Annotated in this window: 28 protein-coding genes and 4 pseudogenes; 20 read left to right on the top strand and 12 right to left on the bottom strand. The window is 42.5% G+C overall.

Going from position 1 to position 24,638, the window contains the following annotated elements; genetic code table 11:
* The first annotated feature begins 55 nt into the window (after positions 1-55).
* On the top strand, positions 56-1,441 hold the full coding sequence (locus tag UQW94_RS01630) for an MATE family efflux transporter (RefSeq protein ID WP_182016091.1): 1,386 nt from the start codon (positions 56-58) through the stop codon (positions 1,439-1,441).
* An 84-nt stretch (positions 1,442-1,525) separates the two neighbouring features.
* Here UQW94_RS01630 and nrdG read toward each other — a convergent pair whose 3' ends face one another.
* Together nrdG and nrdD are read right to left on the bottom strand one after the other, a co-directional pair.
* Positions 1,526-1,996: an anaerobic ribonucleoside-triphosphate reductase-activating protein gene (gene nrdG, locus UQW94_RS01635; protein ID WP_005376213.1), complete on the bottom strand. Its 471-nt coding sequence runs from the start codon at positions 1,994-1,996 to the stop codon at positions 1,526-1,528.
* Positions 1,997-2,080: 84 nt separating this feature from the next.
* Positions 2,081-4,201, bottom strand: coding sequence for an anaerobic ribonucleoside-triphosphate reductase (gene nrdD, locus UQW94_RS01640; RefSeq protein ID WP_322141937.1), 2,121 nt, complete (start codon positions 4,199-4,201; stop codon positions 2,081-2,083).
* A 309-nt stretch (positions 4,202-4,510) separates the two neighbouring features.
* On the opposite strand from nrdD, the gene UQW94_RS01645 reads away from it, so the two are divergent.
* Positions 4,511-5,374 carry an endonuclease/exonuclease/phosphatase family protein gene (locus UQW94_RS01645; protein ID WP_225491814.1) on the top strand — a complete coding sequence of 288 codons (864 nt, stop codon included), beginning with the start codon at positions 4,511-4,513 and terminating at the stop codon, positions 5,372-5,374.
* A gap of 53 nt (positions 5,375-5,427) precedes the next feature.
* Here UQW94_RS01645 and UQW94_RS01650 read toward each other — a convergent pair whose 3' ends face one another.
* Genes UQW94_RS01650 through UQW94_RS01660 form a run of 3 tightly spaced genes read right to left on the bottom strand, consistent with a single transcriptional unit; the run spans position 5,428 to position 6,592 of the window.
* The gene (locus UQW94_RS01650) at positions 5,428-5,868 is read right to left on the bottom strand and encodes a YeeE/YedE family protein (RefSeq protein WP_322141938.1); all 441 of its coding nucleotides are present in this window, start codon (positions 5,866-5,868) and stop codon (positions 5,428-5,430) included.
* Between the two features lie 14 nt (positions 5,869-5,882).
* Positions 5,883-6,296, bottom strand: coding sequence for a YeeE/YedE family protein (locus tag UQW94_RS01655; protein ID WP_372034483.1), 414 nt, complete (start codon positions 6,294-6,296; stop codon positions 5,883-5,885).
* Between the two features lie 5 nt (positions 6,297-6,301).
* Positions 6,302-6,592 carry an ArsR/SmtB family transcription factor gene (locus UQW94_RS01660; protein WP_005376206.1) on the bottom strand — a complete coding sequence of 97 codons (291 nt, stop codon included), beginning with the start codon at positions 6,590-6,592 and terminating at the stop codon, positions 6,302-6,304.
* Positions 6,593-6,743: 151 nt separating this feature from the next.
* Here UQW94_RS01660 and UQW94_RS01665 point away from each other — a divergent pair, with 151 nt between their 5' ends.
* Entirely contained in the window at positions 6,744-8,447 is a 1,704-nt protein-coding gene (locus UQW94_RS01665) for an FAD-dependent oxidoreductase (protein ID WP_322141939.1), read from the top strand.
* A gap of 118 nt (positions 8,448-8,565) precedes the next feature.
* Here the strand turns inward: UQW94_RS01665 and UQW94_RS01670 are convergent, their stop codons facing one another.
* On the bottom strand, positions 8,566-8,706 hold the full coding sequence (locus UQW94_RS01670) for a hypothetical protein (RefSeq protein WP_213899853.1): 141 nt from the start codon (positions 8,704-8,706) through the stop codon (positions 8,566-8,568).
* Positions 8,707-9,351: 645 nt separating this feature from the next.
* Here UQW94_RS01670 and UQW94_RS01675 point away from each other — a divergent pair.
* From UQW94_RS01675 to UQW94_RS01695, 5 genes are all read left to right on the top strand, one after another.
* Positions 9,352-9,999 (top strand): hypothetical protein, encoded by a 648-nt coding sequence (locus tag UQW94_RS01675; protein ID WP_315957170.1) that lies wholly within the window; start codon positions 9,352-9,354, stop codon positions 9,997-9,999.
* A gap of 91 nt (positions 10,000-10,090) precedes the next feature.
* Positions 10,091-10,285 carry a hypothetical protein gene (locus tag UQW94_RS01680; RefSeq protein WP_225473069.1) on the top strand — a complete coding sequence of 65 codons (195 nt, stop codon included), beginning with the start codon at positions 10,091-10,093 and terminating at the stop codon, positions 10,283-10,285.
* Between the two features lie 194 nt (positions 10,286-10,479).
* Complete coding sequence (locus UQW94_RS01685) at positions 10,480-11,049, top strand: relaxase/mobilization nuclease domain-containing protein (protein WP_262634092.1); 570 nt, start codon at positions 10,480-10,482, stop codon at positions 11,047-11,049.
* A 17-nt stretch (positions 11,050-11,066) separates the two neighbouring features.
* The gene (locus UQW94_RS01690) at positions 11,067-11,522 is read left to right on the top strand and encodes a hypothetical protein (protein WP_225473070.1); all 456 of its coding nucleotides are present in this window, start codon (positions 11,067-11,069) and stop codon (positions 11,520-11,522) included.
* A 453-nt stretch (positions 11,523-11,975) separates the two neighbouring features.
* A complete protein-coding gene (locus UQW94_RS01695; RefSeq protein ID WP_225473071.1) occupies positions 11,976-12,797 on the top strand; it encodes a hypothetical protein in 822 nt (273 codons plus the stop codon).
* A gap of 228 nt (positions 12,798-13,025) precedes the next feature.
* Here the strand turns inward: UQW94_RS01695 and UQW94_RS01700 are convergent.
* The 5 genes and pseudogenes from UQW94_RS01700 to UQW94_RS01720 form a co-directional block, all read right to left on the bottom strand.
* Positions 13,026-13,497 (bottom strand): annotated as a pseudogene (locus UQW94_RS01700) (GNAT family N-acetyltransferase).
* Positions 13,498-13,680: 183 nt separating this feature from the next.
* A complete protein-coding gene (locus UQW94_RS01705; protein ID WP_225473072.1) occupies positions 13,681-13,971 on the bottom strand; it encodes a hypothetical protein in 291 nt (96 codons plus the stop codon).
* 162 nt (positions 13,972-14,133) lie between these two features.
* Positions 14,134-14,427, bottom strand: coding sequence for a hypothetical protein (locus tag UQW94_RS01710; RefSeq protein WP_225473073.1), 294 nt, complete (start codon positions 14,425-14,427; stop codon positions 14,134-14,136).
* A 202-nt stretch (positions 14,428-14,629) separates the two neighbouring features.
* Positions 14,630-15,013: a nuclear transport factor 2 family protein gene (locus UQW94_RS01715; RefSeq protein ID WP_225473075.1), complete on the bottom strand. Its 384-nt coding sequence runs from the start codon at positions 15,011-15,013 to the stop codon at positions 14,630-14,632.
* A gap of 144 nt (positions 15,014-15,157) precedes the next feature.
* Positions 15,158-15,664 carry a DUF6933 domain-containing protein gene (locus UQW94_RS01720; protein ID WP_318119321.1) on the bottom strand — a complete coding sequence of 169 codons (507 nt, stop codon included), beginning with the start codon at positions 15,662-15,664 and terminating at the stop codon, positions 15,158-15,160.
* 298 nt (positions 15,665-15,962) lie between these two features.
* On the opposite strand from UQW94_RS01720, the gene UQW94_RS01725 reads away from it, so the two are divergent.
* Positions 15,963-16,259 carry a hypothetical protein gene (locus UQW94_RS01725; protein ID WP_225473078.1) on the top strand — a complete coding sequence of 99 codons (297 nt, stop codon included), beginning with the start codon at positions 15,963-15,965 and terminating at the stop codon, positions 16,257-16,259.
* A gap of 268 nt (positions 16,260-16,527) precedes the next feature.
* Here the strand turns inward: UQW94_RS01725 and UQW94_RS01730 are convergent, their stop codons facing one another.
* Positions 16,528-16,716: a hypothetical protein gene (locus UQW94_RS01730; RefSeq protein ID WP_213899862.1), complete on the bottom strand. Its 189-nt coding sequence runs from the start codon at positions 16,714-16,716 to the stop codon at positions 16,528-16,530.
* A gap of 461 nt (positions 16,717-17,177) precedes the next feature.
* On the opposite strand from UQW94_RS01730, the pseudogene UQW94_RS01735 reads away from it, so the two are divergent.
* From UQW94_RS01735 to UQW94_RS01785, 11 genes and pseudogenes are all read left to right on the top strand, one after another.
* Positions 17,178-17,553, top strand: a pseudogene (locus UQW94_RS01735) (LexA family protein); the annotation flags it as partial.
* Positions 17,554-17,565: 12 nt separating this feature from the next.
* Positions 17,566-18,017, top strand: a pseudogene (locus UQW94_RS01740) (DNA polymerase V subunit UmuC); the annotation flags it as partial.
* Positions 18,018-18,061: 44 nt separating this feature from the next.
* The gene (locus UQW94_RS01745) at positions 18,062-18,370 is read left to right on the top strand and encodes a hypothetical protein (RefSeq protein WP_225473080.1); all 309 of its coding nucleotides are present in this window, start codon (positions 18,062-18,064) and stop codon (positions 18,368-18,370) included.
* 83 nt (positions 18,371-18,453) lie between these two features.
* Positions 18,454-18,667 (top strand): annotated as a pseudogene (locus UQW94_RS01750) (transposase); the annotation flags it as partial.
* A 378-nt stretch (positions 18,668-19,045) separates the two neighbouring features.
* Entirely contained in the window at positions 19,046-19,444 is a 399-nt protein-coding gene (locus UQW94_RS01755; RefSeq protein ID WP_225473081.1) for a DUF2170 family protein, read from the top strand.
* 18 nt (positions 19,445-19,462) lie between these two features.
* Positions 19,463-20,155: a hypothetical protein gene (locus tag UQW94_RS01760; RefSeq protein ID WP_322141940.1), complete on the top strand. Its 693-nt coding sequence runs from the start codon at positions 19,463-19,465 to the stop codon at positions 20,153-20,155.
* Between the two features lie 4 nt (positions 20,156-20,159).
* Positions 20,160-21,230 carry a potassium channel protein gene (locus UQW94_RS01765; RefSeq protein ID WP_322141941.1) on the top strand — a complete coding sequence of 357 codons (1,071 nt, stop codon included), beginning with the start codon at positions 20,160-20,162 and terminating at the stop codon, positions 21,228-21,230.
* Positions 21,224-21,910: a DUF2491 family protein gene (locus tag UQW94_RS01770; protein WP_213899866.1), complete on the top strand. Its 687-nt coding sequence runs from the start codon at positions 21,224-21,226 to the stop codon at positions 21,908-21,910. The genes UQW94_RS01765 and UQW94_RS01770 overlap by 7 nt, the downstream gene beginning before the upstream one ends.
* A gap of 6 nt (positions 21,911-21,916) precedes the next feature.
* Positions 21,917-22,342, top strand: a complete 426-nt coding sequence (locus UQW94_RS01775; protein ID WP_225473085.1) for a DUF350 domain-containing protein — start codon at positions 21,917-21,919, stop codon at positions 22,340-22,342.
* 18 nt (positions 22,343-22,360) lie between these two features.
* A complete protein-coding gene (locus UQW94_RS01780) occupies positions 22,361-23,068 on the top strand; it encodes a hypothetical protein (RefSeq protein WP_225473086.1) in 708 nt (235 codons plus the stop codon).
* Positions 23,069-23,117: 49 nt separating this feature from the next.
* Positions 23,118-24,449: a glutathionylspermidine synthase family protein gene (locus UQW94_RS01785; RefSeq protein ID WP_225473087.1), complete on the top strand. Its 1,332-nt coding sequence runs from the start codon at positions 23,118-23,120 to the stop codon at positions 24,447-24,449.
* Positions 24,450-24,638: the final 189 nt, after the last annotated feature.

Here is a 24,638-nt window from a genome sequence, read left to right on the forward strand (position 1 = left end):
ACACCGCCAAATCATGAGGATAAACTACTCGCATTAATCTTTAAGGAGAAATGCGATGCTCTTAACACGCGAATACATCGATAAAGCATTTTGGCAAAAGCTGATTACGATTGGCCTACCTGTTTCACTTCAGTCCATGCTTTTTGCTTTGCTCGGCGTCGTGGATATTTTCATGGTAAGCCTACTCGGTGAATCTGCAACGGCAGCAGTTGGGGTTGGAAATCGTATATTTTTCTTCAACCTAGCGGTTGTCTTTGGCCTGTGCGGTGCAGTTACCATACTTGCTTCTCAATACTACGGCTCAGGAAACCTAGCCGGAATTCGCAGAACGTTAGCGCAATCTTGGTTTATTTCCATTTTGGTGACGCTGCCGTTTATCGTTCTTTATGCGATTTTTGATGAAGAGATCGTCTCTTTTATGTCAGACGATCCTGAATACGTCACTTATGCACGTGATTATCTTGTGGTTACAGGCTTTAGCCTCATTGCTACGGCGATAGTAGTACCGATTGAAGCGGTATTGCGCTCCGTGGGCCAAACCAAACTGGCAACCAACGTTAGTATCTCCGCCATTGTCGTTAACGTCGCGCTTAATTATGTTTTGATTTTTGGTTTATTTGGTTTCCCTCAATGGGGCGTATTTGGTGCAGCCGTAGGTAGTTTTGTTTCTCGATTTTTCCAAACCGCCGTCTTGATTTATTTTTTCTACAAACGATATGCTTACCTAATTCCGACTAAGTTCGATTGGGTACAAGGCCGCTTAAAACAGTATCGAAAAAAGTACTTTAAGGTTTCTTTACCCATGTTGGTCCACGATGCGCTTTGGACTGGTGGATTGATCGTTTACAGCATCATCTATGGTCAATTGGGCGTTTCAGAACTGGCGATCATCTCATTCTTATCACCGATTGAAGGGGTACTGATTTCAACCTTTATGGGATTTGCGGTCGCTGCATCCGTTCTTCTTGGGAATGATATTGGTGCAAAACATTATGACCGAGTCGAGAAAACGGCGTGGTGGTATGTGTTAACCAGCGCAATCTTAGCCACCTTGCTGTTTTTCCTAGTGTGGTTGAGCTCGCCCATGATTCATCACCTATTGGTACTGAGCCCGTTAACCGATGCAGACATGGCACTTAACGTATGTTTAGTCATGGCGCTAGGTATGATTTTGAGGGTGTTTAACATGGTTGGGATTGGCGGCGTACTAAAGAGTGGCGCTGATATTCGCTATAGCATTTTCATCGACACGTTCGGTCAGTGGGCTATTGGCATCCCCCTTACTTATTACACAGGCATGGTGTTAGGGCTGCCTTTGCATTTTGTCTTGATGTCTCTGCTCGCGGAAGAGTTAGTGAAAGGCGTACTGACGACTTACCGTATTCAATCTAAACGCTGGATAAATAATATGGTTGAAGATGACCAATCGGTGACAGCGTAACCAAAAAGACATTAACGAACTCACACCAAAAGGGTTCACCCGTTATGCACGCGTGAGCCCTTTTTATGTGCGGAGAATGCTTGATTAGATGTCCGTAAATCGATGAATGATTTGGTTTGAACTGCCACGCCATTCGAGATTGAGGTCTTTCTTGTCTTGTTCAAACTTACCATCAATCAAAACATCGATGTATTGCACCACTTCCCTTTGCGCGTCATTCAGTTCCGTCAGCGTGTAGCCAGTCCAAACCCAAATGTCTTTACCTGGGCACTCCTCTCTCACCCTTTTCACTATCTTCAAAATATGAGGCACATTAGCAGGGTGAAGCGGATCTCCACCCGACAACGACAAGCCACGGCGTTTGATACGCGTGTCGTTTAAGTCAGCGATGATTTTGTCTTCCGCTTCTTGCGTGAAAAGTACACCAGAATCCAAACGTTGCGTCGACTGGTTATAACAGCCACGGCACTGATGCACACAACCCGACACAAACAGCGTGCAGCGCGTACCCGGTCCGTTAACAACGTCAATTGGATAGTATTGGTGGTAATTCATAATGCATCTATGTGTTATCGCGAAAGAGAAAACCAACCTGTTTAAAGTTGATTTTCAAAGTGTTAAAACGAGTGGTAGTAAACCTTACAGGTGTTTAACTCGGCGCTTCACTTCTTCTTGCTTACCGAAGTTAAACGGGCGTGCATCTGGGCTGCCTAGATAGCCACAAACTCGACGTGTTACTGATACTTTAGTTGAGTCATGGTTACCACAGCTTGGGCAAGTGAAGCCTTTACTTGTACAGTCAAACTCGCCGTTGTAGCCACACTCGTAGCACTCATCAATTGGCGTGTTTGTACCGTAGTAAGGCACTCGGGTGTAACTGTAGTCCCATACGTTTTCTAGTGCTTCAACGTTACGTTGCATGTTCGGGAACTCGCCGTAACAGATAAAGCCGCCGCTTGAGATTTCTGGGTAAGGCATCTCAAAGTCGATCTTGTCGTATGGGTTCACCTTCTTCTCAACATCTAGGTGGAAGCTGTTGGTGTAGTAACCTTTGTCTGTTACGCCTTCAATTACGCCGAACTCTTTCGCATCGATGCGGCAGAAACGGCTACATAGGTTTTCACTTGGCGTTGCATATAAGCTGAAGCCATAACCTGTTTCGTCAGCCCATTGATTCACAGCATCTTTTAGATGCTTGATGATCGCGACCGCTTTTTCACGCAAAACAGCGTCATCATAAACGTGCGCTTCTGTACCGAATAGCGCGTTAATTGTCTCGTGTACACCGATGTAACCAAGAGAAATAGACGCACGACCGTTCTTGAAGATATCTGCGATTGAGTCGTCTGCTTTCAAGCGAACACCACATGCGCCTTCCATGTATAGGATTGGGGCCACACGTGCTTTCACGTTTTCAAGGCGAGAGATACGTGTCTCTAGTGCTTTACGAGCAAGACGTAGGCGGTCATTTAGAAGCTCGTAGAATTTCTCTTCGCTTCCGTTTGCACGGATAGCGATACGAGGAAGATTCAAGCTCACGACGCCAAGGTTGTTACGACCTTCGTGAATCAGCTCACCGTTTTCTTCGTAAGTACCAAGGAAGCTACGGCAACCCATTGGCGTTTTGAATGAACCGGTTACTTCCACTACTTTGTCGTAGTTAAGAATGTCTGGGTACATACGCTTAGACGCACACTCAAGCGCAAGTTGCTTGATGTCGTAGTTTGGATCTTCTGATTTGTGGTTCAAACCATCTTTGATGCCGAATACAAGTTTAGGGAATACCGCTGTTTTACGGTTCTTGCCTAGACCTGCAATACGATTCTTCAGAATCGATTTCTGGATAAGGCGGGATGCCCAGCTTGTACCAAGACCAAAACCGAACGTAACGAATGGGGTTTGACCGTTCGCTGTGTGCAGCGTGTTTACTTCGTATTCTAGAGATTGGAATGCGTCGTAACACTCTTTCTCAGTGCGCGCTTTTGCGAACTCTTCTGGCTCAGCAATGTTCCACTCTTTTGCAATCTCTAGGTGTTTCTCGTAGCTTGTGATTACGTACGGTTCTAGAACCTCATCAATACGGTTGATGGTTGTACCGCCGTAAATGTGGCTCGCGACTTGAGCAATGATTTGCGCTGTTACCGCTGTTGCAGTCGAAATTGATTTTGGCGTATCAATCTCAGCGTTACCCATTTTAAAACCATGCGTCAGCATGCCTTTAAGATCGATAAGCATACAGTTAAACATTGGGAAGAACGGTGCGTAGTCTAAATCGTGGTAGTGAATGTCACCCACGTCGTGCGCTTGAACCACATCGCGAGGAAGAATGTGCGTCTTCGCGTAGTGTTTCGCTACGATACCAGCCAACAAGTCACGTTGAGTCGGAATTACTTTGCCGTCTTTGTTCGCGTTCTCGTTGATTAGATCCAGATTACTTTCTTCAATCAAACCTTCGATTTCGCGAGTTAGTGCACTTTGCTTCTCACGAGCGATGTCGCGATCGTGGCGATATTCAATGTAAGAACGCGCTAGGGCTTTGTAAGGACCTTGCATGAGTTCATTTTCGACTAAGTCTTGAATCTCATGGATGTGAACTTCATCGTGTTCTCTTAACTGTAACTCGACAGCAAGAGCCACATTAAGAGCATAAATAGCGACATCCTTATCTTTGTTTTCCGCTGCTGCTTCAACTGCTGCTTGGATACGATCCCTGTTGAACGGAGCTCTTGATCCGTCGCGTTTGATTACGATTGGTTTCACTTTGTTCTCCTTACCCGAGCATACTCACAGAGTTATCCACAAACACACTATATGGGGTTATTTTTTATTCTGGCAACACAATATATTGTGGCGTATTTAACGAGAAGCACCACTCGAAAACATTGATTTTGATCAATAAAGATTGGCTAGCGAACAAGAAGAAATCGATCTTATTGGCGTTGATCTCAGTTGCGAAGAAAACCATGAAAATTGCAAAATTGGTACTAAATCTACTTGCTATTTTTGGAGGTCTTGTAGGATAAAGGATGGAAAGGAATACGCTAAAAGATAGGAGTGCAACAGGCCAAAATGCGATCACTTTTTGTTACGTTAATATTACTTTTTAGTTCTCTTTCATTTGCTCAAAACTCCATCAATCTAACCAGTTGGAACATAGAATGGTTATCTATAGATGGTGGAAAAGTGTCGAGAACACCACAAGATTTTGAAAAACTGACCCACTATGTGGATAAAACACAAGCCGACATTCTTGCTTTTCAAGAAGTCGAAAGCGTCGCTGCAATGCAAAAAGCTGTTGGCAATGACTTCACTATTTATCTTTCCGATCGTTCAAACGCCTCCAACCGACACCTTCAGTTTAACGACACCAACCAATACACAGGCTTTGCCGTGCGCAATGGTGTAAGCGTATTAGACAAGCCAGACTTCTCTATCACACGAGGCAACAGCAAGCTGCGCTTCGCGAGCTACCTTATATTAAATCCAAACCAAGAAAACGAGACTCACCTACTCTCTGTACATCTGAAAGCGGGTTGCAGTGGCGCGTATCGTAATAACCGCGATTGTAAGATAGTGAAACAACAAGGACAGGCACTAGCTAAGTGGATAAAGGCGCGCGAGGACAACAAACAACATTATGTCGTGCTTGGCGACTTTAACCACAACTTGGGTTATCAAGGAGATTGGTTGTGGGACGTGATATCGGACAATACTAGTGCAAAGCTAGTGACTAAAGACACTAAAGCGGAATGTAAAGTGCGCTCTAATCGTAATCCGAATAAAACCCACCAATTCCGCTCGGTGATAGACCACATCATTGCGAGTGGTGATTTAAAGGCGTCGTCTGGTGTTCAAACCGTTTTCAAAACACAAGATGTACTCGACTATAAACTGAGTGACCATTGCCCGGTTTCTACGACACTCACTTTTTAGCGTTTAAGTTCTCTGTTAACGTTGAGATACTCTTTTTTGCGTTGAAGAACTCTTTAGCCACGAACCATTCTTTTAGCGGTGAATGACCCAACCAACATTGCCGCTATAAAGAGCAGAACTTGTGTGTTGCCAGTAAAAAGGCTGGCAACCGCAGGACCAGGACACACACCCAGTAAGCCCCAACCAGTACCAAACAGTGCTGCACCACCGACTAACTTTTTGTCTATCGCTTTAGAAGTCGGACAGACAATCTCATCACCAAACACAGATTCGCTTCTTGGCTTTATTAATAAAAGATAAGCAGGAACGAACACAACAAGTGCTCCGCCCATAACGAAGGCTAAGCTTGGGTCCCATGAACCGGTAATATCAAGAAAGCCGATCACTTTTGCCGGATCTGCCATACCAGAGACCACCATACCAATACCAAAGAGCACACCAGAAAATGCAACAACGGACATTTGCTTAATACTTTTCATTACGTGAGTTTTCATAACGACACTATTCCTCAAGATACTAGCAAGACGGTTAACATGGCTGTGGCCATAAAAGTACACGTCGCGACCACAGAACGGATTGAGAAACGCCCTATTCCACAAATGCCATGGCCACTAGTACAACCATTGCCGATACGCGTACCAACACCGACTAACAAGCCAGCAACGATAACTAAAACAAGAGAACCGCTGTACTGATCTGGTACATGCCCGCCAAGAACATAAACAGCAAACACACCGCCTAATGCCATCGCAATTAAAAAAACAATGCGCCAAGCGCGATCTGCGTTCCCAACGGCACCGTTTAAGATCCCACTGATCCCAGCAGTCTTGCCAGTAAATAGCATCAGTGTTATCGCTGATACGCCAACTATTATGCCGCCTAACAGCGACATCCAAGGAACTTCAAACATAGCAACCGCCAAACTAATTACTTACAGAAAACTTGCTTAAAGGCCTCAACCAGCGGACCAACTCTTTCATCAGAAATTGAATAAAATACCTGCTGAGAAACTTTTCTAGCTTTAATAATGTCGTGCTTTCTCAATACGGTGAGATGTTGTGAAAAAGCAGATTGGCTTAATGATGAACCTTCAAACAGTTCACCGACCCCTTTCTCGCCTTCAATCAGCTTACACATCACGATTAGGCGCTCTGGATGAGCCATAATTTTAAGCAGCTCACTCGCTTCGGTCGCACTTTGTAGCATACTGTCGCCCATTCTTATGCCTCTTCATTACTACATTACATTTTATTAGATATTACTAATTAATATTATTAAGTCAATGCTAATGTAGATTAAATAACATTAGACTTAGCTAATTTATTTAAGTAAGGTGTAGGCGTTTTCGATCATTCAGCAGGAGAAATCCATGAGCAAAATCGTGATTATTGGTGGGGTTGCTGGCGGTGCATCTGCAGCAGCTCGCGCTCGTCGTCTTAGTGAAGACGCAGAAATCATTATGTTTGAACGCGGTCCATTTGTGTCATTTGCAAACTGTGGCTTACCCTATCACATTGGTGGCGATATCCAAGAGCGCAGCAAACTGCTTTTTCAAACGCCTGAGAGCTTTCTAGCGCGTTTCAATGTTGATGTCCGTGTGATGAACGAAGTGGTTTCTATTAACCGTCAAGACAAAACGGTTACGGTTAACAATTTGCTTGATGGCTCGGAATACCAAGAGAGCTACGACTTTCTTCTACTTAGCCCTGGCGCAGGTCCAGTTGTGCCGCCTATTCCGGGTGTTGATAACCCGTTAACATACTCGCTGCGCAATATTCCAGATATGGATCGCATCATTAAAACGATCGAAACCAACAAAGTTGAACACGCTACGGTCGTTGGTGGTGGTTTTATCGGTTTGGAAATGATGGAAGCCTTCCACCAGCTAGGCATAAAAACCACATTAGTTGAAATGGCGGATCAAGTGATGACGCCCGTTGACCGTGAAATGGCTGGCTTCGCACATGCTGAAATTCGTGAGAAAGGCATCGACCTTAAACTTGGCGTCGCACTTGAGTCGGTGAAATTCGTACCTAACGAGCACGTGGCAAGTTTCGACTCTGGTGAAAGCGAAAAACACCAACATCTAGAAGGTGAATTGGAATTAACACTAAACAATGGTGAAAGACTCACCACCGATATTCTGATTATGGCAATTGGTGTTCGCCCCGAGACCAAATTAGCAAAAGAAGCTGGCTTAGAAATCGGCGCTCTTGGTGGTATTTATACCAATGAATACATGCAAACCAGCGATCCTTCGATCTACGCTGTCGGCGACGCGGTAGAAGAGAAAGACTTCGTGACTGGCGAGCAAACTCTAGTGCCACTTGCGGGCCCGGCAAACCGTCAAGGCCGAATGGCAGCAGACAACATGCTTGGCCGCCAAGAAACTTACCAAGGTACGCAAGGCACGGCGATCTGTAAGATTTTTGATTTAGCCGTCGCTTCTACTGGTAAAAACGAGAAACAGCTGAAACGTGAAAACATCGCTTATGAAAAAGTGTATGTGCATACAGCAAGTCACGCGAGTTACTACCCAGGTGCAGAAACCGTGTCATTCAAAATGCTGTTTGATCCAGTAACAGGTAAAATATTAGGTGCGCAAGCAGTAGGTAAAGACGGTGTTGATAAACGTATCGACGTAATGGCAGTTGCTCAGCGTGCTGGTATGACTGTAGAGCAACTGCAACACCTCGAGCTAACTTACGCGCCACCTTATGGCTCTGCTAAAGATGTAATTAACCAAGCGGCGTTTGTGGCAAATAACATCATCAAAGGCGATGCGACCGCGATTCATTATGATGAAATGGATTCACTGACAGAAGACCAACTGTTACTTGATGTTCGTAATCCTGGTGAATTGGAGTCCGTTGGTTATCTTGAAGGTGCAATTAATATTCCTGTCGATCAACTACGTCGTCGCATGCACGAACTTCCTAAAGACAAAGAGATCGTGATTTATTGTCAGGTCGGTTTGCGCGGTAACGTCGCCTATCGTCAGCTGGTCAACTCAGGGTTTAAAGCACGTAACCTGCTTGGCGGCTATCGCACTTACAAGTTCGCCACTGCTTAAGGTAAACCAAACACTGCCCTTATCCTTTGGAGCACTCTGTGTGCTCCTTTTTTGTTTATGAAGCAAAGAAATAGGTAATGCTACTTTTTTCGCTGAACAAGCTTTACAACATTCTTTTTTAATTCAGCGTTGCTGAAGAGGAAACAGGTTTCTTTTTACTAACCTGCTTTGCTGCCAAATTAACAGCTTTTGCAAAGGATTCAGCTAACTCAGAAGTATAAGCTTTCCTAGCTCTGCGCTGTTTTACCTTACCATCCATAACCCCTCCACTTAGCACGCGACCTCAACTCGACAAGTTCGACGAAGTCGGCCAACATAATCAGCCTTAAGCATACTGGTATTTATTCTCCTACTCATTTAATTTGGTTCGAATCGTTAATTATTAACCTAATCAATCCAATACCCAAAATCACCACACGATACCTTTTAAAAAGTAATAAGTTGACTAACTATAAATTTATATTATGCGGGAATTAGTCCACTCTAATATACCCCCACTGTAAGTGATTTATCATTTATTAACTTATCAATACATAACTTACTTCATATGACAAAAACAAATTTTTTCCCAAATAACTCAAACTATACTCAATATTAAATTTCATGTCAGTTGAATAAATCGCACACATTGGATTAAAATAAAACATAGGAACACTATTTTAATTTACGCCCATGAATAATGGGAACGCACTCCATGAGTGCGGGCATAAGAATAACCACAGTGGTTCCACTAAATTACAAAACACGGAAACAAGCCAGTACTATTTATTTCTCGTTCCTCGAAATTAATTAGCAGCTTGTCCTGCGGAGCTTCCTTGCTAGTGCTGCGGTGCTCGAACCTTGCGGTTCTGCGCTCGTCGCTCCGCTCCTAGTACCACTAATAAAAATAATAAAGGTAACAAGTATGAATATTTTCGATCTAAGTATCAGAAAAAGACTAGAAAAAATGAGCAAAGCTGAACTTATTGAACAACGTCAGCTTGTGTTCGAAGAACGAGGCTTGTATCGCCATCTACGTGATTCTGAAGAAAAGCTTCAAGCCTTAGAGCTTATTGAACAATACCTCAATAAACCTAGCCGTGGTAGACCACGAAAACCAGCAGAAGCCAAATGCAGTGAACAAGTTAAAATAAATATAACCCCGCAAGAAAGAGCTGACCTTGAGTACCGTAGAACAAAGCTAGGCTACAAACACCTATCCACTTACATGCGTGATATCACTCTGAACCTTACACCAGCTCTGCAAGTCAGCCAGATTGAGAGGCCCAGCGTTGATGAATGTGTTCTTGAATCTATCAATGAAGATATCCAGTTCTCAAGCGTTCAACTGATGCATGCCCTGCAAGAGAATGTTTTAGATAAAGAAACAGTAAACCTTATCATCGAATACCTATCACTGATTCAACAAAAACTTGCTGAGCGAGAGCAACAAGAGCTGGGTGAATACAACTCAGATTTCGCTTTGATGCTTGCTAATAGGCATTTGACCCAAGAGCAGCTTCAAAAACTCGCTGACTTCAAAGAACTGCGCGAAGAAGCAACTTACATGTAACCAAGGGGCGACTATGTCGCTCCCTTCCGACCCCGTCGGGTCGAACCTACCGATTCTACTCACCACATTACAATTATAAAAAGGTGTAACGATGGCTATTCACAAGATTTTCAAGACGAAAACGCCAAACAAAAAACAATCCATCGAAGAGCAGTCTGCTGCACCACTAGCTACGCGGCAGGCACAACCAAAGATCTACAGCAATGTATCCTTGTCGAATACGCTTCTGGCAAGTTCAAGCCTCATGAAGAAGAAAACATCATTAGTGAAAAAACCGAATTCCTAATGGCTTACAACATCTCATCACCACTCCCTATCTTAAAAACGCCCAACTTCAAGGTTCACGAGATGAATTGGTCTGACATCGGTCGTGAGATAGCAAATTATAAAAGCAAGACTGGCCTGCAGAAACCCACCAGCCACCGAATGATATCTCTTCAGAAAGGTGAGCAGCTTAGCCATAAACAATAGCGCAAGCTCGTGAAGAAGTATATGCGTAGAATGGGACTTCAACACACAAAATATGTTGTGTTTATTCACCATGACACTGACCATAGCCATATCCACATCAACTGCGGAGCCATAGATGTCAAAACAAAGAAAGTCGTTAACGAATGGCAGAACCACCCTAAAGCCACGATGGTCATGCGTGAAATTGAAAAGGAATTTGGACTCGGTAGCGTCGCCAATCCAGGCGATAAGATTAACGAAAGGGATGAGAACTATAAACTAAAGCCCATTCGCATCACACCAAACCAAAAAGTTAAAGGGGGCGATAAAGCCCAAACACGACGCAAGCTAGACTTTGTTCTTGAACAAAACAGGCTTCTTAATGCAAAGCCAACCCTCCCAGTTTTTCTAGAGCAGTTAGAAGCCGTTGGTGTGCAAGCTAGGCTTAGTTACAAATCTCAAACAGACAAGCTACCCAACGGTATGTCCTATCGTTTAAGTAAGCCCAATAAATCACGAAACAAGACTAACAGGCCAGCCTTGTACTTTCCTTCTTCAAAGATGGGACACAGCAACGCATACTCCCTAAAAAACTGCTGAATAACGGTCGATTTACAATGACCGAAAGTGACAGTCAAAGCCTTAAACAGTTAAATATTCTTGAATCTAAGCGTGCTTATGCCATTGTTAAAGGCCCAACCCAGACCATAGAGAATGAGCACGGTCATCTTCTGAGTCATGATGACCGCCACTGCAATGTGGTGCTTCGCTTCAGAGCGAGAGATTTCACAAAAAACAATAAAGCTCTCAAGTACTCACGCCTCCGCACTTACCTTCAACTTTACAACGAGGGCGGTTCCAGGGAATACGACTCCAAGCTTCATGCCTTTGTTTTCAGGGTGAAAATCAATCAAAAATGGCATAAGGAACGCTACAGCAAATCTTGGTTCAATTCTCCCAAAATGACTCGTGATGAATTCTTTGCATTAGTCAATCAACATCTGGCAGAGCTATTGATTGAGTTCATTGAATCATTGCTGCATATGTTGGGCTTTTGTTCCCCTTACTATTGAGGCAGAAAGCCATCTGGGAGACTACAAAGAGCAACAAGACTTCCAGTTAAGGCGCGACGACGGACTACACACCGTCCACACCATCCCCCAGATTCTGAATGCTATACAAGATGCAAACGCAAGCGGACATATCGAACGCTACTTAGAGATGTGCGAGGAGCAAGGGCTAGCTCTAACCTTAAAGAGTAAACTCTAGCTTACTAATTTTAGTCAACTTATTATGGTTCTTAATCAGAATAATAAGTTGACTAAAAATATTTTTTAAATATAAGTAAATTAATTACCAAACAAACTAATGCAAATAAATCACTAACTTAGCAATCCAAGTATGAAAAAAACCACGAATTAATATTTAATAGTAAAAATATGTAAAATAACTTTATATTGCTTGGAAAAACAAGAGCTTACTATTTAAATAACCTTACTAATAAATATAATAAAAAAGGACAACTTATGATCAGTGTAATTGAAGCAAATAAAATCATTTCCGACATGAGAGAAGAAAACGCAAATACTGCAAACATTAAGGTATGGTATCAATTGCGTCTACCACGTGATAACGGTAAGTCTATATCAGTAAGAGGAACTGTTATTGATAGAGACTCTGTCGTCTCATTTGACGTTATCTTCCAGATCCCATTGGATACCGCTACTAAGATACCAAACTCAAAGTACGACATAGAGCGTAGATACGCCACAGAGCACTTTCAACCACACATCATGTCTCTAAAAGACAGCTACTTCGAGAAAATTCAGGTGTATCTCAAACTTGCAGTCAAAGAAAACCTCGAACGCGTGGCAAACATTGAACGAGGGACTGTTACTCTCGAAAACGGCGATACCATTCATCAGTTCGCTGCCCCGATCCACCATTTGTGTGAAACTATTGGTCAAATTGAACGTGCCGACGGCAGTCGCACAACTGATTCAAGAGGATTAGAGCTAAAAGAGTATGAAGCCGAGGACATTCAGCAGGCCTTGGCCCTTCTAGAGTCGATACTGTCTAACATGGGCTACGGCTATAGAAGCTTTAATGTAGAGAAGTACCAAAATGATGAGCTCGCCAAATTCATGGACAAAAAGTATGACATGGGTCGAACGATTGGAGGTCTGGGCAAGAAGGAGAAGCAATCTAAGTTCGAGCAAGACTGCATGGCCCGTTTCACTATCTGCGACGAAAGTTTATTGACGCCGCTTTCAGAAAACGCCACTTCCAACACCACATCTCGCGTTAGAGCAACCTTTGAAGCGTTAAGAGGAAGAGCCGTAAAGTAGGGACAAAGTCTAAGTCATGACAATGCTTGGGGCTCTTTCGAGCCCCTATTTCACACCGCGCGTAGCTTATTTTGGACAGAACCTTATTGGCTTAATTTGAATATTACGCCCTGTCAAGGTGTGAGAAACGCAACACCGATGCCGCCTTAACCACTAAAACCAGCGCATAGTAAAAAATGCCGCGCGTGCTGAAATCCCTCTTGAACAATTTGCTAGCCCGATACCCGACTAATACATATACCCTAACCAGTTTATATGACCAACAGCCCAAGTTTTACCGCTAATCGGTTTAACATACAAATCATCGACTTGATCAACTGCAACGCCATCATTCTTATGATCATGTATTCGCAACCAAGAGCTTAAAGAACTAAGACGAAGATAACCATTACCATAACAAAAGTATCTAAATCGGAGATTAAATTAATAAAGTCGATCTGTTTGCTTGAGGCATACTCGCTGAGTTGAGACAACATGGCAGTTCCAATACCATTTCTTTGAGGTGATTGTTCAACATAAAAGTCACTAACGCCCAATATTTGTAAATTTCATCGCCGACGCTAACAACTCTATAGTCCAGCCCCATGTCACCAACCAGTTGATCATCTCTGTACTTTAAAGCCCTCATATACGGGAGTTGCTTATAGTAAGAACGAGTTACTTGATGTTCAGGAAACGACTTGTTTCTGAGGACTTCAATTGAGTTATGCTACTCTTTAGATAACTCTATTTCTGGGGAAGTATCCATATTTTACTTTTGAGGGCTAACGCCGCGTTAAGTAATGAGCAACACTGCCACTGAGCCTAAACCACTATGGACGTAAACGCTAAATTTAAAAGAAACCTAAATGCCATGCATTGCGAATCTGCCTTAAATACTTTTTTAGTGCTTTGAACGGCGACCAAATGCCCACCTAAAACAATCAATCAATAGCAAAGGTATCGCTGTAATCAAGTTTGAATACGTGTATTCTTCTGATACATATAAAAAATTTGATCTATATTTCTCTACAGCCTCTTTTGGAGTAGCGGCAAAAATGACATCTCCTGAGACCTCAAACCCCTGCTTAAATAATATTTCTTTTTCATCGAGAAAACTGTTTGTGCCCATATCTAGAAATGTAAACGCTTTATCATTGGTATCGGGCTTACTATAAAACTGAAATTTTGACATTAAAAATCCTTATTCTTGATTTTTAGCGAGAGCACTAACGCCGCTTAAGTGGTGAGCAACGCAATACCGAAGCTCACGTAACCACTTTAAACACTAAAATCGAGGCACAGTAAAAATACCACACGCTGGGAATCACTCTTAAATGCTTTGTTATACCTATGTTCAAGGGTGCTTCATAACCCTGTGGTCAACATTATCTTCTTGCAAGTTTTCAGCTAAACCCATTTCACCAACTACGAATAATACATTCCCTATAGCCGAGAAGGTTTCATTACCCGTTCTTTCTGGAAAGTCCCCTGCTTTACTAACACTTTTTTCTGCAATAATATTTTTACAAACAACACTGGAACAGCCTACTTCTTTTTCGTCAACAGGCGTGGTAATCCGAATATCGTTAGCTAAGCTACCTATAGAAAAACTGCTAATTAAACCGATAACTATAAACTCAGATTTCATGACAACAACCAATACATTCACAAGACCAATCAAATTAAAGCACTTATTAGCACGAATTGTTCAACGTGAAAAGGCAAAACGTCCTGTTAAGGTGTGAGCAATGTAATACAAAAGCCGCGGCACACCGCCTTAAACACTAAAACTGATTTAAACCAAAAATGTCGAGCGTTGCGAATCTATTTAAATTGTTTGTTATACAAATTTAGCTGACATCTTTTATGTAACTAATTTTACCATTTTGAAACTCAAAGTATGTTCGACCTTTTAACTCCAAAACCTGCCCCGCTTTGAGACCGTTAGGTAGGTCTATTGCCAAAGTCCCCATATACTCAATGTTGACCGTCGCTGCCATTTCCAACATCTCCGTAGCTAGCACAACTTGCTGATGAGCACTAAAAATCTTTGCCGACTCAGAAGCCAAGCTTTCAAACTCAACTTTGCCGTTTGAACGAGCGGTAATTTCTCCATTTGACTCATTCTCGAACACTACACCATCGTCAAGAAGATCGAGTAATCCAACCACATCAAAAGCATTGTAGCTACTGACATAAGATTCTATTAATTCGATTTTTTCACTATCTAACATGTTAATTCCCCTCATTTTCACAACGCCCTGTTAAGGTGTGAGCAACGCAATACCGATGCCCCCACATACAACCTAAACACCAAACGTAACGCATAGTAAAAATGCCACGCGTTGCGAATCCCTCTTGAACAGTTTGTTATGTTGCTAGTTGAAGAGCTCATTGAAGACATCTATTGATAATGCCCAACCCAGCTCTTTTTGAGGCATTCTATTAATTTTTGCGGTGATCTGCGCTACATCACAATGCTCAAAACCGCCATCTGAATATATGAAATCTTGGTACAACGACATTTTATCGTTAACGTGACCAAGTAACTTTCGACTGTCAGTTTTGGTAAAGCTAATATTCGGCTCTGCATTTCCAAACGAAGAAAGAATCTCATTTGGAGCATTTTCAAGCTCTAGTAAGGTCAACAACCCACTTTTGAAAGCTTCATTAAAATGCTTGAATTCTGACTTTTTGAAACCGATAAGCACAAAAGACATCAGAGTTTTCTCTTCCATGAAAAAGAGACATTTTCGACGCTCTTGAGTAAATGTATGCATATACCAATTACCGAGAATATGATGTTCGCTTTCAATATCTGACATGTCTTGGGGTCTAAGACCCAGCAAGTCTTGTGATTTCTTAGTGCAGCGCAATTGATACATGATTCGATTTCTCTCGGGATAATAACGATTTATGTAACATTAGATCATATCGAAAGCTCATTGCAGCATAACGCCGCGTTAAGGGGTGAACAACGCAAACCACCCTACCTAAAGCATTGTGCCGTAAACACTACTGCCGACTCAAACTGAAAATGCCAAGCGTTGAGAATCCCTCTTAAATGCTTTGTTATGCTCGTTCCAATGCATTTTATTGCTTTGATTTTTAGAGATTAATTTATTTTTGATTACGCAGGCTTACCAATTTATGATCTACGCACGCAATTCAGGGTGACTTAAAATGAAATATAAAAACGTAATCAAAATCTCAGCTACTGGTACACGTGGTAAAGTTAAAGGCTTAGAGTTTGTCGCAAAGCAGAACCTTGATGGTCATTATGTGCTAAATAAAAAGATTCATACGCCAACTGACTCAAACAGGACAAACAAGGCAAAAAATAAGGTTTGTGTTCCAACACTCACTGAGGCCGCCAACCTACTTTCAACAGGTGAATACTTAATCAACTTAACCTGTACTAATCCTATCGGTGGGCGAGCTCTACGCGAATACAACAAAGTAAAGATTATTGAAGCCTAGAGCTAATATCGGATAAGGATGTCATTATCCCCTCCAAAGAGCATAACGCTTTCTATGCGGCTTTTAGCCCATTTCATATTCCTATTATGTAACCTTTTTAATACCATACCAACAATCTAATCAATAGGTTAATGAAAGTTAAAAGAAATTAGATTGTATGATGCCTCATAGTTTCAGAATAATAGTGTTACCCTAACTCCTTCGGATAACTTTTGATAGGGGAAATTACTAGGCTCAAAGTCACGCTTTGATGTTTCCTACTTCAGCTTCACCACCCCGAAATGCCCTTAACCTCTTTCCTCGGGATCATTCGATAGTCTCCAAGCTTCCAATCGTCGACAAATACGTCGAATTCGTCTTTTCCTAGGTACTCAATAGGACGAGCGGTCAGATACTCACTCTGTCTAGCTTCTGCCGACACCAGTTCATAATGAGCTTTTAAGTCACCGAAACTCAAAGCTTTCTCGACCAACTAGTAAGACGTAACCGCCTTGCACATCAGCACGCTTTTCTCAGAAAAGCTCCCGTGAAGGACATCAACTTCATCTCGGCCTGCTCTTAAGTCATCAAGACGTCTCTTTAGTTAACCATATATTTCCATCTCTTCATCAAACTGAAACACTGGGTAAAGATGCCAATCGTTTATATCTATATACAGCCCTTTTCGACTCCCCTCTTCGACCACCTCATCAGTGCAAAACTCGATCTCAATAAGCAGGTTCTTAACCGCGGTAAGTCGCCTTTGATCTAATTCCATCACTACGTTTGTCCTCATATATTCTTGATTATCAGAAACATAGGAACAAACCTTCAAATCACATAATTAAATTTGCTGAGATATTAGGCCGACAGTTTACACCCACTTGCCAAAATGACTTTTCACACCAAATAATACTGTTCACTTACACAGTATTATTTATGAGAGTTATTCCAATTAGCGCACATGCTGGCATCACTGGATTTAGTCTCCAGCTACTGAATACATTCAACTCTCTAGATCTAGACGAACTGCTAGTAGAGCATCCCAATGCAACCTTCATCGGGCGAGCATGTGGTGATTCCATGCAAGGGCTAGGTATATTTGATCAGGATTTGCTGATCGTTTTCGACATATAGATGTTAAACAGAACGACGTTATTGTCACAAACCTCAATGGTGAATTCATATTCATCGCAAGCGGCTATTATCGGCACACAGTAAGTATCAACCAACCCTGATTACCGAATGTGACTCATTTTCGTTAGAAGGTGTAGTCATCAGATCCATACGTTGTCATCGACCAAGTAACCTGCTGAGAGCAAAAATAATGTATGCCTTAGTCGATTCGAACTCATTTTATTGTAGTGCTGAGCAAGTTTTCCGTCCCGACTGGCGAGGTAAGCCCGTCGTTGTTCTTTCCAATAGCGACGGGGGGGCGTGGTGGCTGCAAATCGACAAGCCAAAGAAGCAGGCATTGAGAAGTTCAAATCATTCTTTCAAGTTAAAGCACTTTGTGAGCAGAAAGGAATCATTACCTTATCATCCAATTACGAATTGTACGCAGACCTGTCGTCCCAAATGATGCAAGTTATTAGTCGACTCGCTCCAGAACAACACATGTAAAGTATCGATGAATCTTTCCTATCATTAGAACGTTGTTACCCTGCCATTCCATCCTTGAAAACGCATGGAATGAACCTGAGGCGATCGATGTGGAGAGAATGTCGCTTACCCGTTTGTGTTGGCTTTTGCCCAACTCTTGCCTTGCTAACTGTGTCCATCCCTGGCACATCGGTGGCGACATCAAAGATAGCAGTAAATGATTGCTACAAACACCAGAAAGCTTTTTAGCTCGTTTCAGCGTTGATGTTCGTGTAATGAATGAAGTGGTATCGATAAATTGTCAAGACAAATACCTAGGACCAATGATTTATCATTCCCAAGGCGGTGGTACGCCAGACAGAGAACATATTTTCGACCTTGAGCAAATCCATCGAACTCGTACTGGTTTAGTGAGCTACGACGATTACAACTCTCTCACGCAAAAAATTCCGCAAGAAACAAACGCTGATGAAGGCCCAAACTTTGATTTGCGGTGCTACGACTATCTTAGTCGCTACACAACACCATAATTAGGGCAGCAACGTGTAACGGAGTGGATGTCTGAACACACGGCGGACAGCCATCAAATTGAAGCTGCGAGCGATGAGCCAACAACGGAGGAACGGGCATGTTTAAGTACCTAGACCATCGAGATGGTCAGAACAAAACGAAGACGTTGACGAAGGAAGATATGATATTACGGTTCGTGAGTCGTATCCCTCGGCACCATTTTAAAATGGTGCGTTACTACAGTTTTCTGTCCAATAGAAAAACTTCCTCTGGTGTATTTAGCCTTAGGAAAGAAGAGTACGAATCAAGCAGATCCTGCTCACGTATACCTTTTTGTCGCATGCAAACCCGTTAATTGAATTGCACATCCAAGTTATCAAAAAGCACCAAAGACACATCAAAATAGAACATGCTTTCTTTATGTCGGCAAGAACCGTGAGATTGCTTATACGAACAGACATTTTGCCAAGTGAATAACCCTAACCATCACGATATAATTGCTTTGTTTTTCAAGCAGGTCCGATACGCCCATTGATATTTCTAAGCTAACCGAATGGTTAAAGGCGTACTCTCCTCCCCTGAACAAGACGATATCGTTTGACCGCCACCTGTGCGGTTTGAAGTAAACTCAGTGGGAACGTTTTTCCTCATGAGTGAGCACAACTTATAGCAAACAAATACAGATGGAAGTGAATATGTGGACTGCTAACGAATTGGCATCATCTTTAAATGAAACTAAGTTCATCCCTACAGTGATCGGTGAATCTTCTCTTTCTGTTGTTTTAAAAGAGCATCAAGACTTAGCAATTGCTGTTGTCATAAACGGAGAATACATGACCGCTGAGGCAGTGCTGGCCTCGGTCGATCAGGTTAAGGATCCAGCAAAACTGAATTATTGCTTATTGAAAGCAGCAAAGCTGTTGCCTTTATCTAGTTTCGCCTTGGAAGAGATCGATGGCGAAGAATGCTATGTGATTTTAGGTGAGACATTGTCTAACACGCCTATCGAAGGCGTAGAGAAAGAGCTTAATAAACTGGCTATCAACGCGTTTGAAGTCGCGCAGCTGATTACTGAGCATAATCAGCAAAACTAATTTCAGGAGAAATACACCGTGAGTTTGTTTAAAAAATTATTTGGACTTGGCGAAGCCGTAGCCAAGAAAGCAGAAGAGGCTATCGATGACCGCTATGGCGTAGAAATTCATGAGGCGAATATTGCTCGTGCTCGTAAACGTCTAACTGGCGCAAAACAGAAAGTCGATGAGTGCGAGGCAAAAAACCGTGTCCAAAAACGAGACCTTGAAGCTTACGAGTCTCAAGTAGAAGGTTATGAAGCGAGTTTGGCAGACATCAAACAACGCCATGACAACGCTAAAGCAGCTGGTGATGAGCAAAAAGCAACAGAATTCCGAGCTTTAGGCCTAGAAATTCATAACGAGATCAAGTCACTAAAAGCGAAGTATACGCCACAGATTGAAGCATATGAGTTCACGCTAGATACAATTAAAGAAAATCGCACTTTGATTGTAGAGATGGAAAATGAAATCCAAGCAGAAGAGCAACTGATTGCAAACTATCGTGCGAATGCTGAGCTAATTAAAGTTCACAAAGCACAAACAGAGCTTGCAGCAGAGATTAAAGGCGTATCTGTAGCTGGCGGCGGTGCCGTGTCAAAACTCGCCCGACGTCAAGAAGAAGAAAGAGAACTCATTCGACTGCAACGTGAACGTAAGAACGCTTCATCAAATAGCCTACAAGATAAAATCGACGCAGCGACAACCGATGATGACGGTTTAGGTTGGTGATTCAATGTTTTTACATCGTCCATTGCTAGTGAGTTTCTTGCAAAGGATGGTGGGAAATACAACGTGGCGAGTACTCCTCGCCACCTATTTCATTCACTACCTTTTTACATGGGCAATGCTCGCCGCATTCAGTGAACCGCTGACCCAAAACTTTATTGATTATACCTATTGGTACAGTGTCTCAATGAGCACAGTTGGCTTCGGGGATATCTCACCAGTAACGCCTGGAGGCCGGTTGTTCTATGCATTGATTATCGCCCCTACTGGTATTTTGCTATTTGGCTCAGCGCTGGCGAAGTTAGGCGAATTGTACTTAACACTGAAAAAAAGATTTGTAGCAGGAACAATTGACGTGAGCGATCTCAGTAGACATATCATTGTCTTTGGTTGGATACCACAACGCACGGCTAAGCTGACAAAGCTTCTCCAAGCAAATAAGAAAAAAATCGTCATCGTTTCTGATGAAAAAGGTTTAGAGCATCCTCTGATGAACACCGATATTCTCTATGTAAATGTTGAGAACTATGTTTCTGTTAAAGAGCTAAAACGACTGGGTTTGGAAAAGTGCGATAGCATTATCGTAAACACGGGTATAGATGCAGTTAACTATTTAACTGCAGTTGCCGTCGATCACTACCTAGAGCGTATTGGATCCAACGCCCATATCGTAGTCTATTCAGAGTGTGAGGACATTCAAGCTCTGTTAGAAGGCGCGAGTGGCCGCACTGAGATTATCAATATTCATGACGAACACCTACTTTCACGCTCAGCAATGTTCCCTGGTAGCAGCTCTTGCACAGAGGCGCTGCTTAACCCTGCTTTTTTAGCAACACATTTCACACTTAAACTCCCCATTCAAATGCGAGAAATGGCTTTCTCTGAATTGTCGGCAATCCTTAAGCGAGAGCTAAAAGTCATCTCGATAGGCTTTTCCAAAAAGAGTGACAAGCTAGGGCGAAATTTGCAGCTCAACCCCGATGATGATGCCATGGTCAGCGGTGGTGATTTTATTCATTACATCGCAAACCAAGAGATCCAGAAAATTGAAACTCATTTGAAGAATTATTTATGTTAAGAAAACTCAAAACACTTTTTGAATTAAAAACTAATCCTGATCTCGTTGAAAACACGAAATGTGAAACAGCGACTTTAGGTATAGACCTCCAAAAACTTATCACTGTTGATTATCCGATGCTTCGTTTCACGCCTGAACTAAAGTTTCAGATTGGTTCTGAGACGAAAAAAGTGACCGGTAAATCTAGCCACAATGAAAGAGGTGAACATACGCATCGTTTCTATACCGAAGACGATTACTTCTTTCAGTTTAACTTTTTTGGCGAAAACAAAATTGACAACCTTATCGACATTATGCTGTTCAAATATCAATTAGATGCCGGAGACGAGTTTTGTTCGAAGAGTGATAAAGCAACAGAAAACTACTGGCGAAACATAATTGAAGAAAGTGAAATATTTTCTTTTGAAGGCGCTGAATATCACCGATTAACGGGTGTGCTTGGTGGCCTAGAAGTCGTGGAAGTCATCGGCGATGACTTAAACACTATTGACAATAACTTCGCTGTATTCTTTCGAGATATAACCGCGCAAATGCAAGAGATCGTCATTGTCAATGTCGAGCAAGAAGTCGTGGTTAACGACAACCACGATATTGTTCACCGAGGAAATTACATCTGCTCCATCGCACTTGGCGTTTCCATACCTCTCACACAGTTAACTATTAATCACCAACAAGGATAACTCTAGATGTTCAACTCCTATGAATTTAATGTAATGCAATCCCTTTCTGGGCTAATTCCTTTCATTGCATATTTTGGCCTTTCGTTACTGATGGTTATTGTTTTCGCTTTTGTATATACCAAATTTACACCTCACGACGAGTTTGCATTGATAAAACAAAACAATGAAGCAGCAGCGATTTCGTTTGGCGGTGCCCTTTTAGGTTTCATTTTAGCGTTGACTGCTGCCTCAAAAGTATCAGTAAACTTGATAGACTTTGCGATCTGGGGTGTGGTTGCAATGGTTGTTCAAATTTCCGTATTTGCTTTGGTTCGTCTCACTCTTCCCACTATTGTTGAGCGTATCAACGCAGGTGAAAAAGCTAAAGCTATTTTGCTTGCTAGCATTTCAATTAGTGCTGGTCTCATCAACGCAGCTTCAATGAGCAACTAACCAGCATAGGTGCAAACAATGAAAAAGTCTCAGATTGCGTTGGTGGGTGGCGCTGGTTTCATTACCGGCATGACTGTAATGGCCACAGTACATAGCTCCTCTCACCAATACGACAACACCATAACGCCCTCGCCTGATCAAATTCAAAATGCTGTTGATGACGTTCTTTTAACACTGAATAACGAAGATATCGAACTCAAAGAGTTTCTGGCTGAAATTCAAAAGATTCATCCCGAAGTTGTAGGTGCACGATACGGTTACCTCAATAACGTGAAGTATCTGTACGTCGCGGTACTGAACGTCAAAGGTGACACGAAGAGTGGCGTGACTGAATATATTATTCAACTGGATAAGACCCATTCCGGAAAAGCCAACTCACAACTCGCTCGAGAGTTGAGCAGTCAGTCAAATTGCGAACCCGGCTATCTTTTTGATGACGACGACAACGAGTGTTATCGCCACGTCTCGAATTATTCGAGTTGGAATAGCTACTCGCGTACGTCTTACTCAACGATGGATAGCTACAGCACGACAACGTCCAAAGAGAAACGGATCTACAGTGCGCAAACTGTTAAAAAAACATCTGCCGAGCGTGCCGCTGCAATCAAAGCAAAAGCATCATCCGACAAGACACTATCTCAACAACGTCAAGCGTTCTCAACAAAACGTTCTTCCAGCCGCAGTAGCTCGATGGGTTTCAGTTCATCTCGCTCGTGGGGTGGATAGTTTCATCTCAGGAAATAAGGGGGGGGGCTCCCCCTTCATGCACACAAATATGCGTAAAATACTATTACCCGTGACACCAGATTACTTCGCTCTGGAAGCAGAGTGCCCCCGCACATCTGCGATCGCATTGATTCATGGTGGCAATACTTCTTTAACGCCATTGGAAGACGAGTTTGTTTTTCCTGAGAATAAGGATGCCCAAACCCCTTTCTATCGCTTTACACGAGAGGAGGTTAAAGCCATCAACATTGCTTCCGAGCAGGTTTACAATCTACTCGTCAATTCTCTAGACTTTCTTTTTTCTGAAGCCTACAAATCCCTAATTCCAACCTTTTATGGAAGGGAATTCATCGAACAGTTTCCCGAGTTTGTTGAGTATGCCATCCATACCTATGAGCAAAATCATGAGGCAATCTACGGCAGATTTGATATCGCCTATGATTTTGAGAATGGTAAGGTTTTAAAGTTCTACGAAGGTAACTTAGACACTCCAACGATGTATTATGATTCTGTGATTATGCAGGATCATTTGGTTACTAAGCTCGATCAGGCAAACGACCAATACAATCTACATTATGAAAACTTGACTAAGACTTTAGACCGAGTGATAGGTAAATCGCCCAAGCGTGTGGCTTTCTTATGTGATACAAAGTTGACTGAAGACTGTATCACTACAGAACTGCTTTTCCATGCATTTAACGAGCAAACCGAACATTTGGTCCAGTTCTCCGACATCAATAGGCTGGTTTATGATTTCTCCCTAAATCGAAGTACGTGGTTACTTGACGATTTAGAGTTAGATTACATTTTCGCACTCTACCCTTGGGAAGACATGGTTCGGGACCTATATGCTGAAACGTCTAATCCCCTTTTAGAGTGGCACAAGTGGTCTAATAAAACACGTTTCATGGAGCCCGCTTGGCGATGGTTCGTCTCAAATAAGGGAGTCTGGGCATGGTTAACGTATTTAAAAGACGTGCTTGCTAAGGAAGATCGTGTAATAGAGGCTTTTGTTACTGCAAACGCTGAAGCATGGCAATACGTTATTCCATCATTCATGGAAAAGCCCCCCCACCTCTCACATTACGTAAAAAAGCCGCTCCAAGGCCGAATGAGCAACAACATTGAGTTCTATCATGATGACAAGCTCGTTCACGAAACCTCTGGATTTTACGCTGAAGATGATTTCATTTATCAAGAACTTTGCCCAACTACATCTGCAGATCAGGGCGAAACAAAAGCCATCGTTTGCTCTTGGCTCGCTCCGTGGGTAGATGGCGAAGCACTAGATATGGAATCTTCCGGTATCGCTGTGAGAGAGTTCACAGGTGAAGTACTCCAGCTTCATAAAGAACGTTTCATGCCACATATCGTTGAATAAGAAAAAGCGGCATTGTAGCTAATGCCGCTCACTGTGTACCGAGTCAACTGAAGGTGCGGGCTTGGTTCCTGAAAACGGTCATTAATTCGAGATGGCATTGTTGATCAAATCAGATAGAAGATCGACGACGCCAAGACAAGGCAGACTTACCTTTTTAATAAAAATAAATCACTAAATAGTGAGCGTAGT

It is taken from the genome of Vibrio sp. PBL-C16 (assembly GCF_034321865.1).
GTDB classification, from domain to species: domain Bacteria; phylum Pseudomonadota; class Gammaproteobacteria; order Enterobacterales; family Vibrionaceae; genus Vibrio; species Vibrio alginolyticus.